This is a genomic window from Cupriavidus sp. 291-E7, from assembly GCF_057798835.1.
Genome location: NZ_JBYOJV010000002.1, coordinates 402233 through 416962 on the forward strand (window position 1 = coordinate 402233; position 14730 = coordinate 416962).

The 14730-nt window shown below is 64.3% G+C and carries 13 protein-coding genes; 5 read left to right on the forward strand and 8 right to left on the reverse strand.

Annotated elements, in window-relative coordinates:
- Positions 1 to 53: 53 nt before the first annotated feature.
- Entirely contained in the window at positions 54 to 1031 is a 978-nt protein-coding gene (gene rsgA / locus AC3FLX_RS04775) for a ribosome small subunit-dependent GTPase A (protein ID WP_488694328.1), read from the reverse strand.
- Positions 1028 to 2278 (reverse strand): M48 family metallopeptidase, encoded by a 1251-nt coding sequence (locus tag AC3FLX_RS04780; RefSeq protein WP_488694329.1) that lies wholly within the window; start codon positions 2276 to 2278, stop codon positions 1028 to 1030. Before AC3FLX_RS04780 ends, rsgA begins: the two co-directional genes overlap by 4 nt.
- Positions 2279 to 2439: 161 nt before the next feature.
- On the opposite strand from AC3FLX_RS04780, the gene orn reads away from it, so the two are divergent.
- Entirely contained in the window at positions 2440 to 3078 is a 639-nt protein-coding gene (orn, locus tag AC3FLX_RS04785) for an oligoribonuclease (RefSeq protein WP_488694330.1), read from the forward strand.
- Between the two features lie 76 nt (positions 3079 to 3154).
- Entirely contained in the window at positions 3155 to 4036 is an 882-nt protein-coding gene (locus tag AC3FLX_RS04790) for an AEC family transporter (protein WP_488694331.1), read from the forward strand.
- A gap of 65 nt (positions 4037 to 4101) precedes the next feature.
- On the opposite strand, the gene mog is transcribed toward AC3FLX_RS04790, so the two are convergent.
- Positions 4102 to 4749 carry a molybdopterin adenylyltransferase gene (gene mog, locus AC3FLX_RS04795; protein ID WP_488694333.1) on the reverse strand — a complete coding sequence of 216 codons (648 nt, stop codon included), beginning with the start codon at positions 4747 to 4749 and terminating at the stop codon, positions 4102 to 4104.
- Positions 4746 to 5348: a ribosome biogenesis factor YjgA gene (gene yjgA, locus AC3FLX_RS04800; RefSeq protein WP_488694335.1), complete on the reverse strand. Its 603-nt coding sequence runs from the start codon at positions 5346 to 5348 to the stop codon at positions 4746 to 4748. Before yjgA ends, mog begins: the two co-directional genes overlap by 4 nt.
- A 57-nt stretch (positions 5349 to 5405) precedes the next feature.
- On the opposite strand from yjgA, the gene pmbA reads away from it, so the two are divergent.
- Positions 5406 to 6773, forward strand: coding sequence for a metalloprotease PmbA (gene pmbA, locus AC3FLX_RS04805; RefSeq protein ID WP_488694337.1), 1368 nt, complete (start codon positions 5406 to 5408; stop codon positions 6771 to 6773).
- 56 nt (positions 6774 to 6829) lie between these two features.
- Here the strand turns inward: pmbA and AC3FLX_RS04810 are convergent, their stop codons facing one another.
- The 3 genes from AC3FLX_RS04810 to AC3FLX_RS04820 all read right to left on the reverse strand — a co-directional run bounded on the left by AC3FLX_RS04810 (position 6830) and on the right by AC3FLX_RS04820 (position 8948).
- A complete protein-coding gene (locus AC3FLX_RS04810) occupies positions 6830 to 7330 on the reverse strand; it encodes a dihydrofolate reductase (protein ID WP_488694339.1) in 501 nt (166 codons plus the stop codon).
- Positions 7327 to 8121 (reverse strand): thymidylate synthase, encoded by a 795-nt coding sequence (locus AC3FLX_RS04815; protein ID WP_488694341.1) that lies wholly within the window; start codon positions 8119 to 8121, stop codon positions 7327 to 7329. Before AC3FLX_RS04815 ends, AC3FLX_RS04810 begins: the two co-directional genes overlap by 4 nt.
- 110 nt (positions 8122 to 8231) lie before the next feature.
- Positions 8232 to 8948, reverse strand: coding sequence for a TerC family protein (locus tag AC3FLX_RS04820; RefSeq protein WP_488694342.1), 717 nt, complete (start codon positions 8946 to 8948; stop codon positions 8232 to 8234).
- Between the two features lie 587 nt (positions 8949 to 9535).
- On the opposite strand from AC3FLX_RS04820, the gene egtD reads away from it, so the two are divergent.
- Together egtD and AC3FLX_RS04830 are read left to right on the forward strand one after the other, a co-directional pair.
- Positions 9536 to 10645: an L-histidine N(alpha)-methyltransferase gene (gene egtD, locus AC3FLX_RS04825; protein WP_488694344.1), complete on the forward strand. Its 1110-nt coding sequence runs from the start codon at positions 9536 to 9538 to the stop codon at positions 10643 to 10645.
- Positions 10646 to 10796: 151 nt separating this feature from the next.
- Entirely contained in the window at positions 10797 to 12053 is a 1257-nt protein-coding gene (locus tag AC3FLX_RS04830; RefSeq protein ID WP_488694346.1) for an SUMF1/EgtB/PvdO family nonheme iron enzyme, read from the forward strand.
- A gap of 137 nt (positions 12054 to 12190) precedes the next feature.
- Here AC3FLX_RS04830 and AC3FLX_RS04835 read toward each other — a convergent pair whose 3' ends face one another.
- A complete protein-coding gene (locus tag AC3FLX_RS04835; protein ID WP_488694348.1) occupies positions 12191 to 14125 on the reverse strand; it encodes a DEAD/DEAH box helicase in 1935 nt (644 codons plus the stop codon).
- Positions 14126 to 14730 lie beyond the last annotated feature (605 nt).

A 14730-nucleotide genomic window follows, 5' to 3' on the forward strand; every position in this document is an offset into this window, starting at 1 on the left:
TGGCAGGCAGGTGCTTTTACCTTACCACGGTCATTGCGGATTGCCAGCCGGGCTTACCACGGCTTTTGCTGCCGCGATTCGTGCAGCAGTTGCGTGTAGAGCTGGTGCCGACGCGGCGAAATCGAGCCGCCGTCGATGGCCGTCAGCACCCCGCAACCGGGCTCGTTGATGTGGTGGCAGTTGTAGAAGCGGCATTCGGTCAGGAGTGGCCGGAACTCTGGGAAGGCCCGTTCCAGCATGCCTTCGCTCAGATGATGGAGGCCGAATTCCTGGAAGCCCGGCGAATCGATCAGGTAACCAGGTTTGCCGTCGACCACCGCCCATGCCTCGGGCAGGTGATAGAGCCGTGTGAACGTGGTGGTGTGCTTGCCGGAGTCGAGCTTCGATGAAATCTCGCGGGTCTGTGCCTCCACGCCTGGAATCAGCAGGTTCAGCAGCGATGACTTGCCCATGCCGGACTGGCCAATCAGGATGCTCGATACGCCCGCCGTGCGCGGCTGCAGCGCGGCCAGCGCTTCTTCGGGGCGGCCGTGTACGGACAATTCGAGCGTGTCGTAGCCCAGGTCCTGGTACAGCTTCAGCCGGCGGCGCGCGTCGTCCAGGCGCCCGGTCAGGTCGGTCTTGTTCAGGATCACCAGCGGGCGGATTTCGAGCGCTTCCGCCGATACCAGCGCGCGGCCAAGCAGGTCTTCCGAAAAGCTCGGCTCCGTGGCCAGCACGATCACGACCTGGTCGATATTGGCGGCCAGCAGTTTCGATTTGAACTGGTCGGACCGGTAGAGCAGGTTCTTGCGTGGATCGATACCGGTAATCACGCCCTGGTCGACCGCGGCCATTTCGATGCGGACATGGTCGCCCACGGCGGCATCGCTCTTCTTGCCGCGCGGGAAGGCGTGCAGGTGCGAACCGTCAGCGCGTTCCACCACGTAGTGGCGGCCATGCGCGGCGACGATCAGTGCGGATTCGGTATCGGCTCCATTGCCGCGGCCGGCCCCTTTGCCGGCGTTGTGGTGGCGTGCGCTGCGGGTCATGCGTACGACAGCAGGCGGTCGATCCGCTGAGCAGCGGGCGGATGCGAATAATAGAACGCGCTATAGATCGGATCCGGCGTCAGCGTCGACGCGTTGTCCTTGTACAGCTTCACCAGCGCGGAGACCAGATGGCTCGCGTTGGTCTGATGCGCGGCGAACTCGTCGGCTTCGAACTCATGCTTGCGCGACGACTGGCTGGCCAGCGGCCCCAGGATGAACGTGAACACCGGCAGCGCCAGAAAGAACAGCACCAGTGCCAGCGCATGGTTGCTGGTACCGAAGTTGGGCAGCACGCCAAGGCCCGTGAAGAACCATTCGCGTGTGGCCAGCCAGCCCAGCAGGGCCAGGAACACCAGTGACAGTGCGAACGTGACGGCAATCATCTTGGCGACGTGGCGGCGCTTGAAATGGCCCAGCTCGTGCGCCAGCACGGCCTCCACTTCCTCGCCGTCCAGGCGGTCGAGCAGCGTGTCGAAGAACACGATGCGTTTGGCCGCGCCGAAGCCCGTGAAGTAGGCATTGCCATGCGCGCTGCGCTTGCTGCCATCCATCACGAAGAGTCCCTTGCTGGCAAAGCCGCACTTGCGCAGCAGCGCTTCGATGCGCGTGCGCAGCCCTTCATCGGTCAGCGGTTCGAACTTGTTGAATAGCGGTGCGATGTACGTCGGCACAATCACCTGCAGCAGCAGGCTGAAGCCCACCCAGAGCAGCCATGTATAGAGCCACCAGTAGGTGCCGGCGCGATCCATCAGCCACAGCACGGCCAGCAGCAGCGGCAGCCCCAGCACGCAGGCCACCAGGGCCATTTTGGCCAGGTCGGCCAGCCACAGGCCGAGCGTCATCTTGTTGAAGCCGAAGCGCTGCTCGATCACGAACTGGCCGTAGAGCGAGAAGGGCAGGTCGAACAGGCCGCCGATGACTGCCACGCTGGCGATCAGCGCCACGCCGTAGAAATAGCCGCCGCCGTCGAAGACGTGGAGCCAGAGCTGGTTCAGCGCGTGCAGGCCGCCCAGCATCGTGAATCCGATCAGCACCGCGGCGCCGGTCATGACTTCGAGCATGGAAAGCCGCGTGCGGGCAATCGTGTAGTCCGCCGCCTTCTGGTGGGCGGCGAGCGTGATGGTGTCGGCAAACCGCTCAGGCACGGCACCGCGGTGGCGTGCCACATGGCGAATCTGGCGCGAGGCGAGCCAGAGTTTGGTCAACACCATGATGACCAGGGCAGCAAGAAAGATCAGCGTGAACATCGAGGGCCTTGTTGGCGATGGTGCGGCGCAGCATCGGTAAAACCGGAGGTGCGTGGCGGGCCATCTGGGGCAGATATGCGAGAATTATAAATTGTTCGCCCCCGGCCACCCGCGTCCAGGGGCTTTTCCTTTCCGAATTCCATATCGAGCCGTACCGCCAGATGACAAGTCCCACCGCATCCTCCGTCAAAAGTGAAAACAACCTCGTCTGGCTGGACATGGAAATGACCGGCCTGCAGCCGGACACCGACCGGATCATCGAGGTGGCGGTGGTGGTCACGGATTCCGAATTGAACATCCTGGCCGAAGGCCCGGTGCTGGTGATCCACCAGTCGGACGCGGTGCTCGACGGCATGGACAACTGGAACAAGGGCACGCACGGCCGCTCGGGCCTGATCGACAAGGTCAAGGCGTCCACGCTGACCGAAGCCCAGGCCGAAACCGAGCTGATTGCCTTCCTGAAGCGCTGGGTGCCGGCCAGCAAGTCGCCGATGTGCGGCAACTCGATCTGCCAGGACCGCCGCTTCATGGCGCGCTACATGCCGAAGCTGGAAGCGTTCTTCCACTACCGCAATCTGGACGTGTCCACGCTCAAGGAACTCTGCAAGCGTTGGGAACCGGCCATCCATAAGGGTTTCCAGAAGCGCCAGCTGCACACCGCGCTGGCCGATATCCTGGAATCGGTGGAAGAACTGCGCTACTACCGCCAGCACTTCATCAAGACGCAGGCCGAGGCGGCGGCCTCGTTCCCCGCCGCCGCCACTGCTGCGCCAAGCGCGCCCAGCACCCCCGCTGCGTAAAAGCCAAAAAACAACAAACCGGCGGGCGGTTCGATGACGGACTGGCCACGCCGGTCCGTCCAAGTCGCTTCCCGCCATGTTCACGCGCATCGTTTCGATCATCACGCCGGTCATCCTGATCATCCTGATCGGGTGGATATACGGGCGGCGTGCCCATCCGGACATGGCCGGCATCAACAAGGCGATGCTCGAAGTGATCGCGCCACTACTGGTGGTGTCGGCCTTCATCAGCAAGGACTTCGTGCTGGCCGACCATCTGGTGCTGTTGGCTTGCGCCGTGGCCGTCGTGATCGGCTCCGGCATTCTGGCCTGGATCGTGGCGAGGATGAGCAACGCCAACCCGCGCACTTTCGTGCCGCCGATGATGTTCAACAACTGCGGCAACATGGGTCTGCCGCTATCGGTCTTTGCGTTCGGGCAAGTCGGCCTGGCGCCAGCCGTGGCGCTGTTTGCGGCGTCGAACCTGATGCACTTCACGATCGGCATGAAGATCGTCAACCGTCATGCCTCGATGGCGCAGATTGCCCGCAATCCGATGGTGCTGGCTACCGTGGCCGGCGTGGGCCTGTCGCTGGCAAAGCCGGTGTTTTCGCTGCCCGAGCCGGTCTACGAGTCGATCAAGCTGCTTGGCGATTCCACCGTGCCGCTGATGCTGTTCGCGCTGGGCGTGCGCATGAAGGACGTGAGCCTGAGAAACTGGGGGATGGGTGTGCTGGGCGCCATCGTCTGCCCGCTGGCGGGTATCGCCGTGGCGCTGCTGCTGGTGCGGTGGGTGCCGATGACCGAGCTGCAGCGCGGGCTGCTGTTCGTGTTCGCGGCATTGCCGCCGGCCGTGCTGAACTTCCTGGTGGCCGACCACTACCGGCAGGAACCCGACCAGGTGGCGTCGATCGTGCTGCTTGGCAATATCGCCGCCGTGGTATTCGTGCCGATCGGGCTGTACCTGGGGCTTAAGTAGGAAGTAAAGGCCAGGTTTGTTCCCGCCTCCGGCAATGCGGGGGACGGGAACAGGATGCGGGCAAATCACACGGTCGGGTTCGGCTTCTGCCGCAGCGCGCTCTTCGGCCGGAATGCCTTCACGATGGCTTCGTTCGTTTCGACATACGGGCCGCCGATCAGGTCGATGCAATACGGCATGGCGGCAAACACGCCCTGGACGATCACGCGGCCTTCCACATCGCGCAAGCCTTCCAGCGTTTCACGAATTGCCTTCGGCTGTCCCGGCAGGTTGACGATCAGCGCGGCGCGGCTTGGCGTTTCCCGGATGACCGCCACCTGCCGCGACAGGATGGCCGTCGGCACGAAGTGCAGGCTTACTTGCCGCATCTGCTCGCCGAATCCGGGCATTTCCTTGGTGCCCACGGCCAGCGTGGCTTCGGGCGTGACATCGCGCCGGGCCGGGCCGGTGCCCCCCGTCGTCAGCACGAGGTCGCAGCCGGCCACATCGACCAGTTCGATCAGCGTGCGCGAAATCAGCGGTGCCTCATCGGGAATCAGCCGTTCCACGGCCTGCCACGGCGAGGTCAGCGTCTTGCCGAACCAGTCGCGCAGGGCAGGGATGCCTTCGTCCTGGTACGTGCCGGAAGAGGCGCGGTCCGAAATGGAGACAAAGCCGACCACCAGCTCGTCGGGGTGGTTGCGGGAGACGGGGGCGGTCAGCGGCGGATTCATGCTTGGGGTTCCTCGGTGGGTTCGGCTGCCTCGTCGCCGTCATTGCCACCGTCGAGCGCCGCCTTGATGGCCTGGAACAGCTCGCGGTAGTACTTCGGCGGTTTGGTCAGTTCCTTTTCCTTGCGGGCGTTGCGGATGATGTTGCGTACCGACTGCACGTCCACGTCCGGGTGCTCGCCCAGGAATTTGGTCAGGTTGGCGTCGTCGGCCAGGAGCAGGTCGCGCCAGCGCTCGATCAGGTGCAGCTTGGCCGTCTCGGCCTTGCTGGTGCCCTTGAAGCCTTCCAGGGCGGCGCGGATGGCTGCCACCTCGTCGTCGTCCAGGGCGCGCATGACCTTGCCGACGAACTGCATCTGGCGGCGTTTGCCTTCGTGGCTGGTGATCTTGCGGGCGGCCAGGATGGCGTCGGACAGCGCCTCGGGCATTGGCACGCGCGCCAGGCGGTCTTTGGGCAGCGCCTCGAGTTCGGCGCCCAGGTCCTGCAGCTCCGTCATGTCGCGCTTGCGCTGCGACTTGCTCTTGGGCAGGTCGTTGTCGTCTTCCGGGGCAAAGGCGCCCGGAAAACGGCCGTTGGGGTTGTTACGGGTATTTCGCGTCATGGGCGGCATTTTATCTTGCTATGATTCCCGTTTGGACTTTTGATCACGCCCGCCCATATGAGCCAGACCGCCGAAAAGACCGCGCATTTCACCTACACCCAGGATCAGCTCAAGGCTATGGCGGCCGATGTGCTGCGCGTGGCACGCGAACTTGGCGCGACGGATGCCGCCACCGAGATCTCCGAGGGCAGTGGCCTGTCGGTGACGGTGCGCAAGGGGCAGGTCGAAACCATCGAGCAGAACCGCGACAAGGTAGTGGGCGTGACGGTCATGATTGGTCAGCGCCGCGGCAACGCCAGCACGTCCGATTTCTCGCCGGCCGCGCTGCGTGCCACCGCCGAGGCCGCCTACAACATCGCCCGCTTCACGGCGGAGGATGACTGCGCCGGCCTGGCCGAGGAAGACCTACTCGAACGTAATCCTCGGGATCTGGACCTGTTCCACCCGTGGACCATCGATACCGAGGGCGCCATCGATATCGCGCGCCGGGCCGAAGCGGCGTCGTTCGCCGTGTCGCCGAAGATCAAGAATAGCGATGGTGCCAGCGTGTCGGCCCAGCATTCGCAATTCGTGCTGGCCACCTCGCGCGGTTTCGTGGGCGGCTACCCGTACTCGCGCCACTTTATTTCCGCCGCACCGATTGCCGGCTCTGGCGGCGGCATGCAGCGCGATGACTGGTATTCGTCGAAGCGCTCGCCGCTGGCGCTGGCCGAGCCGGAGGCGATCGGCCGCTACGCGGCGGAACGCGCGCTGGCCCGCCTGAACGCGCGCAAGCTGTCCACGCGCAAGTGCCCGGTGCTGTTCGAGGCGCCGCTGGCCGCCGGACTGCTGGGGGCGTTCGTGCAGGCGGTGTCGGGCGGGGCGCTGTATCGCAAGTCGACCTTCCTGTACGACACGCTGGGCAAGGCCGTGTTTGGACCGCATATCCAGATCCATGAGCAGCCGCACGTACCCGGTGCGATGGGCAGTGCACCGTTCGACGAGGAAGGCGTGCGCACGCACGCCCGCGACGTGGTGCGCGATGGCGTGGTGGAAGGCTATTTCCTGTCGACCTATTCGGCGCGCAAGCTCGGCATGCAGACCACCGGCAACGCGGGTGGCTCGCACAACCTGACGCTGACCAGCTCGCTGACGCAGCCGGGCGACGACTTCGCCGGCATGCTGAAGAAGCTGGGCACGGGCCTGCTGGTGACCGAGCTGATGGGGCAGGGCGTGAACTACGTGACGGGCGACTATTCGCGCGGCGCGTCGGGCTACTGGGTCGAGAACGGCGTGATCCAGTATCCGGTGGAAGAAATTACGATCGCCGGCAATATGGTCGAGATGTTCAAGAATATCGTCGGCATCGGCTCCGACGCGCTGGTGCGTGGCACCAAGGAAACCGGCTCGATCCTGATCGAACAAATGACGATTGCCGGGAACTGAACGTAGCGAACGTATCGTGCCGCAGTAAAAAAGGCGCCCTCGGGCGCCTTTTTTATTTACTCCTCGCCCGAAGGCGGCCGTTCGTACGTGACGAACGCATAGTCAAACCGATTCGCCTCCGAGTGATGCGTCTCGCGCGAGACCTCGATCCACTTCGAACGGTCCACGGCCGGGAAGAACGCATCGCCTTCCACGTCGGCGTCGATCTCGGTGACGACCAGCCGGTCCGCGCTCGGCAGCGCTTCCGCATAGAGCTGGGCGCCGCCGATCAGGAACACCTGCTCCACGCCCACGCACAGGCGCTGCGCGTCTTCGAGCGAGCCAACCACTTCGGCACCTTCGAGCGTCAGGTCGCGGTTGCGGCTCACGACGATATTGCGGCGCCCCGGCAGCGGACGGCCAATCGAATCCCAGGTCTTGCGGCCCATGATGATCGGCGCGCCCAGCGTGGTGCGCTTGAAGTGCTGCAGGTCTTCCGGCAGGCGCCACGGCAGCGTGTTGTCGCGGCCAATCACGCCATTGCGGGCGCGCGCGACGATCAGCGTCAACAGCGTCATACGGCCACCGGCGCCTTGATGGCGGGATGCGATTCGTAGCCCACCAGCTCGAAGTCCTCGTAGCGATAGTCGAAGATGCTGTCGGGCTTGCGCTTGATCTGCAGGGTCGGCAGCTTCATCGGGGCGCGCGCCAACTGTGTCTGCACCTGCTCGAAGTGATTGCTGTAGATGTGGCAGTCGCCGCCGGTCCAGACGAAATCACCGACGCCCAGGTCGCATTGCTGGGCAATCATGTGGGTCAACAGCGCATAGCTGGCGATGTTGAAGGGCACGCCCAGGAAGATGTCGGCGCTGCGCTGGTAAAGCTGGCAGCTCAGCTTGCCATCGGCCACATAGAACTGGAAGAACGCATGGCACGGCGGCAGCTTCATCTGCGGAATCTCTCCCACGTTCCAGGCCGATACGATCAGGCGGCGCGAATCGGGGTTGTTGCGGATTTGCTGCACCACCTCGCTGATCTGGTCGATATGGCGGCCGTCCGGCGTCGGCCATGCGCGCCACTGGTAACCGTAGACCGGACCCAGCTCGCCGTTGGCATCGGCCCATTCATCCCAGATCGTGACGCCGTTGTCCTTCAGGTACTTGATGTTGGTCGAACCCTGCAGGAACCACAGCAGTTCATGGATGATCGACTTCAAATGCAGCTTTTTGGTGGTGACCACCGGAAAGCCTTCGTTCAGGTCGAAGCGCATCTGGTAGCCAAACACCGAGCGCGTGCCGGTGCCGGTGCGGTCAGACTTTTCGGTGCCATGCTCGAAAACATGGCGCATGAAGTCGAGGTACTGTTTCATCGGCGCGGATGGGAAATGTGATGTCGGCTTTTCGGCCGGAAGCGAGGATTTTAGCCTGATAACGAGACTGGCCGCCCGAGGGCGGCCAGTTTCATGTCACATCAGCCAGGTCAGTGGCTTTCCACCGGCTTTTCGTTGGTTCCGCGAGTTTCCCGGCGCTTCTGCGTCAGGTAGCCCGCGCCCAGCACGCCGCCGACGATGACGAGGTACAGGCCCCACTTGATCACGGGTTGTGCCTCGAAGAACGCCTTGGTGATCGGCTCGCCCAGGATCATCTTGACGGCGGTGAAGGCCAGCACGCCAGCGCCGATGTAGATGATGGCCGGATAGCGCGACATCAGCTTGAGCACCAGGCTGGAGCCCCAGACCACGATCGGGATACTGATCAGCAGACCCAGCACCACCAGCAGGAAGCTGCCGTGGGCTGCGCCGGCCACGGCCAGCACGTTGTCCACGCCCATCACCGCGTCAGCGATGATGATGGTCTTCATGGCGCCCACCAGCGTGGCGGCACCGGCACCGTGCTCGTCGCCGTCTTCGTCGGCGGCCAGCAACTTGTACGCAATCCAGACCAGCGCCAGGCCACCAACCAGCAGCAGGCCGGGGATCTTGAGCAGCCAGACCACGCCGATGGTCATCGCCGAACGGACGACCACGGCACCGACGGTGCCCCAGACGATGGCTTTCTTCTGCAGGTGAGGCGGCAGGTTACGTGCCGCCAGGGCGATCACGATGGCGTTGTCGCCAGCCAGAACCAGGTCAATGACGACGATCGACAGCAGCGCTGTCAGGAACTGCATCGTGAACAGATCGGTAAACCACTCCATGTACGCTCCTCAGGTACGAAAAATCTGCGGGCCAACGGGCCAGCAAGGGTTTTTTGTTGCACCTGGGATTTACAGCGAGCGCCGGAACTGAATGGGGCCGCCTTTGCAAACCGTAAAAACCAGGTGTGCAAAGGTCTTGCTCGACTGACTGGCGCGGAATGCGCACCAGGGTCAGCACAACCGGAGACGTGCGAGCGTCTCGGAATGACGATTGTGCTAAGGGCATAGATGCCCCCAAGCTACTCCCCTTTAACTTCCCTCTTTGGAAGGGAATCGTGATCGTCGGAAACACCGGCGATCACGCTGGAGGCGATTATAAGGGAACTCCGAGGAAAAATGTTGCGCCACTTAGGTGGGGTTTGTATGTATTAAGGTTGAGACATAAATGCCGTGCGGACCAGTTTGTAAAGTGATGCAACCTGTCACGCACGCATAAGCATATGCACCTATGCTATGAAAATTGGTTCGGACGATGTGCACCAGACTGGACAGGCGTGCATCCCGTGCCCACCGCATTCACCCTATGTGTCATTGCGGATGTTTTGAGAGGGATTCACCGTAGTGCCCATCGACAACAAGGAAACGTCATGCCGGCCCCCACTACGCTTCAGACGCCCGACAATCACTCGACCCGCCCCAAGCCCCGCAACAACACCTCCCACCAGCAGAATGGCCACGCCACGCCGGAGATCGCGCCCGAGTCGCGCATCGTCGTCGGCAACGGTCACGCCCGCGTTGGCGCCGCGCCGCAACCTGAATTCGTGCAGCAGTACCGCGAAGACAGTGGTGCGCTGCGGGCCGAGATCGTGGAGGGATTGCGCGGCAGGCAGGCGCGTATCAGTCCAAAGTTCTTTTACGACGTGCTGGGTTCCAGGCTGTTCGAAGCCATCACGGACCTGCCCGAGTACTACCCCACACGTACCGAGGCATCGATCTTTGCCACGGCCGCGCCGGCCATTGCCGCGCGCGCCGGCAACGGCTGCGTGCTGATCGATCTGGGCGCCGGCAATTGCCAGAAGGCGGCGCGCCTGTTTCCGAGCCTGCATCCGGCGCAGTACGTGGCCGTGGATATCTCCGTCGATTTCTTGCGCGGCACGTTGACGGGCCTGCAGCAGCAGAACCCCCAGATCCCGATGCTCGGGCTGGGCGCCGATCTCTGCGGGCCGCTCGACCTGCCCACCAGCGTCAGGCGCGGCCGGAGACTGTTCTTCTATCCAGGGTCCAGCATCGGCAACTTCACGCCGATCGATGCCCTGGCGCTGTTGCAGCGGCTGCGTGCCGCGGCTGGCCCCGGCGATGGCGTGCTGATTGGCGTGGACCTATACAAGGACGCCGATACGCTGGTGGCGGCCTATGACGATGCGCTGGGCGTGACGGCCGCATTCAACCGCAACGTGCTGCGTAACGTGAATCGCATCGTAGGCAGCGACTTCGTGCTGGACGACTGGCGCCACGCGGCCACGTTCGACACACAGGCATCGCGCATCCAGATGCATTTGCAGGCCGAGCGCGACGTGACCGTGCGCTGGCCCGGCGGTACGCGGCAATTCATGGCGGGCGACCGTATTCATACCGAAGACTCGCACAAGTACCGGCAGGAGGACTTTGCGATCCTGCTCGAAGCGGCAGGCTTCACGGATCCGGTCAGCTGGACGGACCCGCGCGGCTGGTTTGCGGTCTTCCACGCGCGCGGGTAGCGCGGGCAGGACGGACGACGCCGGCGGGGGGAAGCCGCGCCGCCGGCAGGGTGAATTGGCGCCGGCCGGAACGGGACGGCGCGCGGTGTCATAATGCGCGCAGCCGGCCCTGGCCGGCATCATCTTTCACCCCTCAGACACGGATTCCTCGATGAGCGGCTTCTCCATGCTTCCCGATCTCCACTTCACCGGCGGCTCCGCGGCGTGGCCCGACGCACGCCGGCTGCCGCGCGAGGGATTGGCACAGGCACTGGTGGAATCGCGCAATCGCACGCTGGCCTGGCTCGGTGCCTTTGGCCAGACCCGCAAGGGCTGGACCGTGCCGCGCCAGTACGATTGCAACCCGCCGTTGTGGACGCTCGGCAATATTGCCTGGCACGCCGAATGGTGGTGCCTGCGCGGCGTGCGTCACCTGGAGCAGGGCGGCATCCGCCTGCCCGTTGCCAGCGAGCCGTCGCTGCTCGATGGCGCCGACGAGTGGTTCGATCCGGAGCGAATCGGTCCCGACGAGCGCTGGGAGATTGCGCTGCCCGACGTCACGGTCGTCAAGCAGTACGCCACGCAGGTGCTGGACGGCCTGCTACGCCGCATTGCGCTGCTGCCCGACGACGATGACACCACGCTGTATTCGTTCCGTCGCGCGCTCTATTACGAAGACGTGCAGGGCGAAACGGTGGCCACGCTGCTGCAGGCGCTGGAGCTGGCGCCCGTGGAGCCCGCCGCGATCGTGCCGGCGGCGTTGACGTCGTCCGCCGGTACGCTGCATTTCCCCGGCGGCAACTTCACGCAGGGATGGCCGGATCCGGACGGCTTTGCGTGGCCCGATGAATTGCCGGCGCAGAAAATCTACGTGCCGGCCTTCGAAATGGATGCAGCGCTGGTCACCAACGCCCAGTTCCTGGAGTTTGTCGAAGACCGCGGTTATGAGCATCCGTCGTACTGGTCCTCGGCCGGGCGCCAATGGCTGATGACGCAGGAGCGCTCGGCGCCACGCTACTGGGCGCGCCACCTGGTCAGCCGCAGCTGGGTGGCATCGCGTTTTGGTACCGAGCGCACGCTCAACCCCGATGAACCAGTGCGCCATATCACGCTGTTCGAGGCGCAGGCGTGGTGCGTCTGGGCCGGGCGCCGCCTGCCGCAGGAAGTGGAGTGGGAGCTGGCAGCCACGCAGAATCGTGGGCTGCAATGGGGCGCGCTGCGCGAATGGACGGCCACTCCGTACGAGCCGTACATTGGCTTTGCCGCCGAACCCACCGACGGCGAAATCATCGGCCGCTTCGGCACGCATCAGGCCGTGCGGGGCGTGTCGTTCGCCAGTCCGCCGCGGCTGCGCCATGTGCGAGCACGCACGGCACTGCTGCCCGAGGACGATGTGTCGTTCATCGGATTCAGGACGTGCGCGGTTTGATGGTTTGATGGCTTGATCGTCTAATGTCCGACCGACGGCCGCAACGGCGACGTCGCATCGCGTAGCAATAAAAAAAGGCACCCGAAGGTGCCTTTTTTCTTTCAGCGGCTAAGCGCTAGGCGCTGGGCGCCTGGCGATCAACGCTCGAAACGCGAGCGGCTGTTGCCGTTGCGCTGGCCGCCGAAGCCGCCACGGTCGCTACCACGGTCGCCGAACTTACGGTCGCCAAAGCTGCGGTCACCAAAGCTGCGCTCGCCGCCAAAGCCACGGTTGCCGTCGCGTTGCTGACCGTCACGGTTGCCGAAACCACGGTTGCCGTCGCGCTGGGCGAAGTCACGGTTGCCGAACGAGCGCTGCTCGCCGCCAACGTTGCGGTCGCCAAAGCTGCGTTGCTGACCTTGGCCCTGACCCTGGCCTTGGCTCTGGCCACGGTAGCCACCGTTGCCGCCATTGCCGCGATCACCGAAGCCACGGTTGTCGTCGCCAAAGCTACGGCCGCCGCGATCACCGAAACCACGATTGCCATTGCCGTCGGCGCTGAACTTGCGCTCGCCGAAGCTGCGATCGCCAAAGCTGCGCTCGCCGCCTTCGCGGTTGCCGCCATTGTTGCCACGGTAGCCGCCGCCGTTGCCACCACCGTTGCCACCACGATAGCCGCCGCCATTGCCGCGGAAGCCATCACGGCCGCCCGGCTTGCCGCCGAAGTTCGAACGCGGCTTCGGCGTGCGGCGCGGCTCCAGGCCTTCGATCACCGATGCGTCGATACGGTTGTTCGTAAAGCGCTCGATGCGGCGCCATTGGAACATGTCACCGTGGTTCACCAGGTTGATGGCGATGCCCGAGCGGCCGGCACGACCAGTACGGCCGATACGGTGCACGTAGTCTTCCGCCTGCTTGGGCAGGTCGAAGTTCACCACGTGGGTGATATCGGGCACGTCGATACCGCGCGCGGCCACGTCGGTGGCCACCAGAACGCGCAGGTTGCCACGGCGCAGGGCCGTCAGCGTGCGGTTACGCGCGCCTTGCGTCATGTCGCCATGCAGGGCGCCAGCGGCAAAGCCCGTGTCCGACAGGCGCTCGGCCAGCGAATCGGCATCGCGCTTGGTAGCCGTGAACACGATCGCTTGCTTCAGCGACGAATCGCGCAGCAGGTGGTCGAGCAGGCGTTCCTTGTGCGACATGTCGTCGGTAAAGTGCAGGCGCTGTTCGATATTGCTGTGATCGGCGCGCGCGGCGGCGATCTCGATGCGTTGCGGATCGCGCAGCTGGCGCGAGGCCAGTTGGCCAATGCGTGCGTCCAGCGTGGCCGAGAACATCAGCGTCTGGCGCGATGCCGGCGTGGCGGCGACGATGGCGTCGATGTCATCGGCAAAGCCCATGTCGAGCATACGGTCGGCTTCGTCGAACACCAGCATGTCCAGCGCGGACAGGTCGATACGGCCGGCTTCGATATGGTCGAGCAGGCGGCCCGGCGTGGCCACGAGGATGTCCGGCATGCGCGACAGCATGGCCAGCTGCTTCGGATAGGGCATGCCGCCCAGGATGCTGGCGCACACGATGCGGCGCAGATGGCGGCCGTACTTGGCGGCGGCCTCGGTCACCTGCAGGGCCAGTTCGCGCGTCGGCGTCAGCACCAGCAGCGACGGCTGGGCAGCAGCCGGCCGAGGGCGCTTGCCCTTCATGCGCTTGGCCGGCTCGGTCGGACGATTCGGCGCCGGCTTTTCGCTGATGCGCTGGATTGCCGGCAGCATGAACGCGGCGGTCTTGCCCGAACCGGTCTGGCTCGAGACCAGCAGGTCGCGGCCAGCCAGGAAGGCGGGGATGGCCTGGGCCTGAACCGGGGTGGGGTTGTTGTAGTTGGCTTCGGCCAGGGCGCGCAGGATGGCGGCGTCCAGGCCGAGGTTTGCGAAACCACTTTCCGGAGCGTCCGACGCTTGCGCGGCCGGCGCTGCATCGGCGTTGAGCATGGCGTCGAGCTTGTCGAGCGGGCTCACGGCAGCGGCGGGCGTGGCAGTGGTGTCAGCGGCGGAAGCAAAAGGCTGCTCCGCACGGAAGTCTTCGTGCTGGGTCATGTCGTACGTATAAAAAATGCATGGCACCCCAGGGCAGTGTGCGCAAAGGGGTGGGCGCAAGTGCAAAGTCTTAAAAAAGGCTTCGGCGCCAATCGGTAGGCCGTTCGACAGACTCAGCTGGCAAGACGGCGGCAGGCAGGGGCGGCAGGCGATTCAAACAAACCGGCCGATTATCCCTGGCAGGCAAACAGCAATTCGGGCTGTTATCAGGATCGGAGACGAGGCAGCGTCAGGTGAGCGGTGCGTTCTGGCCAGGCACCTGTCTGATACTTCGTGTGATGACAGAGGCAGGGAGCAGATCTTGGGAGGTAGCGGATACGCCACGGCGTTGTGCCTCAGGCGCGATGCGGAACTCACAGTGCGAAACTCACGGCGCGGAGTATAGCAGAACGTCGATATTTTTGTTGCACTGCGCAAGCGAATATCGCAGGAAAACGTAATCAAAAGTAAATGGATGCGCCGGGGGCGTCGCTTGCATGTGCAGGCGCGGTGCCTATACTCCAGTGCGCGGGCATAGCTGCCCGTATGGGGCGGACAAAACAGTCCCGCTGATTCTGCCTTTGGCAAGGTTCACTTGCCGCTCGGCGCCGGCATTGCGGTCATTG